General features: G+C 49.1%; 3 protein-coding genes. 1 reads left to right on the top strand and 2 read right to left on the bottom strand.

Annotation, left to right across the window (positions count from 1 at the left end):
- Nucleotides 1-293: 293 nt before the first annotated feature.
- Both F7Q90_RS25135 and F7Q90_RS25130 read right to left on the bottom strand, forming a co-directional pair.
- The gene (locus F7Q90_RS25135; RefSeq protein WP_044242921.1) at nucleotides 294-809 is read right to left on the bottom strand and encodes an NAD(P)H-dependent oxidoreductase; all 516 of its coding nucleotides are present in this window, start codon (nucleotides 807-809) and stop codon (nucleotides 294-296) included.
- A 16-nt stretch (nucleotides 810-825) separates the two neighbouring features.
- On the bottom strand, nucleotides 826-1,791 hold the full coding sequence (locus F7Q90_RS25130; RefSeq protein ID WP_044242917.1) for an aldo/keto reductase: 966 nt from the start codon (nucleotides 1,789-1,791) through the stop codon (nucleotides 826-828).
- Between the two features lie 116 nt (nucleotides 1,792-1,907).
- Here F7Q90_RS25130 and F7Q90_RS25125 point away from each other — a divergent pair, with 116 nt between their 5' ends.
- Complete coding sequence (locus F7Q90_RS25125) at nucleotides 1,908-2,801, top strand: LysR family transcriptional regulator (protein WP_044242967.1); 894 nt, start codon at nucleotides 1,908-1,910, stop codon at nucleotides 2,799-2,801.
- Nucleotides 2,802-2,977 lie beyond the last annotated feature (176 nt).

The following is a 2,977-nucleotide window of genomic DNA, read 5'->3' as shown; positions in this document are numbered from 1 at the left end:
GCCTTGTTGTAGTTGCACCAGTTGGTGATTTTGAATTTCTGCTTAGCCACGGAACTGCCTGCATTATCAGGATTATGCGTGATCTGATCCTGCAACTCAGCAAAAGTTCGATTTATTCAACAAAGCCCGGAAATCATTGTAGTTGGGCCGATCTGCAATAATCGGTATGCTTTATTCAGTTCAACTGGCTGTAAAGACACAGGATTTCTCCTTCCCATAGATAAAAAATGTGCCGTTAACGGCAACGGCACATTTGAGGGCGTTTTAAAACACTGATGGTCGCCCGAAGGTAATCAGGCTAATACCGTTTTATATTGTTCGACCTGAGCTGCGATTTCTTCGTCAGTTATCGTCGCGCTTCCGCCTGTAATAAACGGCTTGATGTAGTTCATACCCAGATACCCGGAGATGGTTTCAAAAGACAGCAAGTACTCGCCTACCGTATGTCCGGCAGCGCCATCAGGCTGATAGGCAGACTCTGCACCACCCAGCGAAACGGCCAGCATGAGTTGCTTGTCGCGCAGCGCCTGTGTTTCTCCACCATGTGACCAGCCGTACGTCAGTACATCGTCAAGCCACTGTTTAAGGAGTGGCGGCGTGCTGTACCACTGCATAGGAAACTGCAGCACGATACGATCCGTCTTTTCCAGTGCAGCCTGTTCAGCGGCCACGTCGATTTTGCCATCCGGATACAGGTCATACAGATAACGCACTTCCAAGTCGGTCAGTGATGCTGCACCTTTTGCCAGGGCTGAGTTTACCCGTGACTGATTAATGTTGGGGTGGGTAACAAATACAGTTGTTTTCATGTCGATCTCTTATTTTTCAGAAGAATGTTTCGTCAATTTCAAGCCGGGATAAAGCTTGATTGATATCATTTAATTCAGCGTCACTGAGCTGAACATTTGCGGCGTGAAAATTCTCTTCGAGCCGGTGTAATTTCGTTGTTCCCGGGATCGGTACGATGTAAGGCTTCTGAGCCAGCTCCCAGGCAAGAACAATCTGTGCTGAAGTTGCGTTGTTTCTTTCCGCGATTTGAGCAATCAAATCCAGTAGCGCCTGGTTATTTTCCATTACTTCAGGTTTGAAGCGCCCCATCATGCCCCGGTAATCGCCTTCCCCGTAAGTTGTATCAGCGGTAACCTGACCACTCAGGAATCCATTACCCAGCGGGCTGTAGGCCATAAAGCCAATATCAAGTTCATCGCAGACTTTGAACAAATCCTGCTCAGGTTTACGCCACATCATTGAATATTGGTCTTCGACCGCGGTGACCGGGCAGATCGCATGAGCCCGGCGTATGTAAGATACGGGCGCATTGGATAAGCCCCAGTACTTAATTTTCCCCTCCGCGATCAGCTCTTTCATTAATCCCGCCACCACTTCCGGCTCAACTTTTGGATCGACACGATGCTGATAAAACAGGTCGATATGGTCGGTTTGCAGACGACTGAGTGAACCTTCCAGTTGCTCTCTGACAGACGCCGGACGGCTGTCTAATACCGGCACCAGCTGTCCATCAATGTTTTCCATTCCGGTCACGCCGAATTTGGTCGCGATGATAACGTTGTCCCTGTGTTTGCTGAGCGCAACACCCAGCAGTTCTTCGTTTTCAAATCCGTAAATGGGGGCAGTGTCGAAAAGGTTGCAGCCCAGTTCTACAGCCTTGTCTATCAGCTTTGTTCGCTCATGGATTTCAACTGAATAGCCATAGCCATGGTCCATGCCCATGCACCCCAGCCCCATTTCCGAGACATGAAGTCCCTGGCTACCTAACCTTCTCATTTTCATGATTATCTAACCCTTTTTTAAAGCATTTCTGATTCTGAGACGTTAAGTATACGGCTGGATTTGTTGCTGAAAAATTGTTAATTTAGAAAGTGAGAATTGCTAAAACCACAACAATGATGAATAAACTTGATGCGCTGAAATTTTTTGTTGCCGCTGCAGAAACGATGAACTTTCGTGAAGCAGCAGTCAGACTGGCCATTTCCCCTTCAGTGGTGACGCGGACTATTGCCGAACTGGAAAATCAGCTCGGCGAGCCCCTTTTTAAGCGGAATACCCGATCAATTGTGCTGACCAGCTTTGGTGAGCTTTTCCTGCCGAAGGCCATGCGGCTACTTGAAGATTCAGAGGCCCTTTTTCAGACGGCCCGAGATGACAATGACATGAAGGGCGTTGTGAGGATCACGTTATTCCGGTTTCCCGGCCACGAGCAGGTGTTATATGAGCTTCTTACCTCCCTTGATCCTTATCCTGAGCTGTTTATAGACTGGCGGTTAGACATGATGAAGCTGGATACTGTTCAGAACCGCATTGACATGGGGATCCGTATAGAGCGGGAGCCAAACCCGAATTTTATCGTCAGGCCCATTACGCTGGTTCATCACGCGCTGATGACATCACCCGGGCTCATTGAGAAGCTGGGCGCGCCGAAAAATTTCGACGATCTGCGCCAGCGCTACCCTTTCAGTGGCCTGCTGAATCCTGAAACCGGAAAAGTATTCGAATATATGCTCGATGGCGTTGATACTTTTGTACCGCGCCACCTGGAGTTTTTTACCACCGACTCCCAGTCGGAGATCCAGGCTGCGTTAGCCGGTAAAGCTGTCATTCAGTCGAGTAATCTGGCCTGCAGGGAATACCTTGAAGACGGCAGGCTGGTCAATGTCCTGCCCGAACTGAAACTGGAAACCTGGCAGCTTTATCTCTACAGGCCCTATCAGCCCCTTGTACCGCAGCGCATCAGGACCGTTTTTCACATCCTTGAAAGTATTTTACTCAGACACTTCAGTTGAAAGCGGGCCCGGATATTGCTGGCGCTCTTAGCTGGCATCCTCCATAAACGTAAGCGTCACATTTAAACCGTCTGTGCAGCGGGCTCCGGTTCCGGGAAAATAGTGTCCATCATTTTTTAATGGACACTATCGCGTGAAACACCGGACATGGCTCCTTGAGGCGCTTCGCCTCCATT

It is taken from the genome of Pantoea stewartii subsp. stewartii (assembly GCF_008801695.1).
Lineage (GTDB): Bacteria > Pseudomonadota > Gammaproteobacteria > Enterobacterales > Enterobacteriaceae > Pantoea > Pantoea stewartii.
Note: the sequence above shows the minus strand (reverse complement) of the source record. Positions and strands in the feature narration are given on the sequence as shown.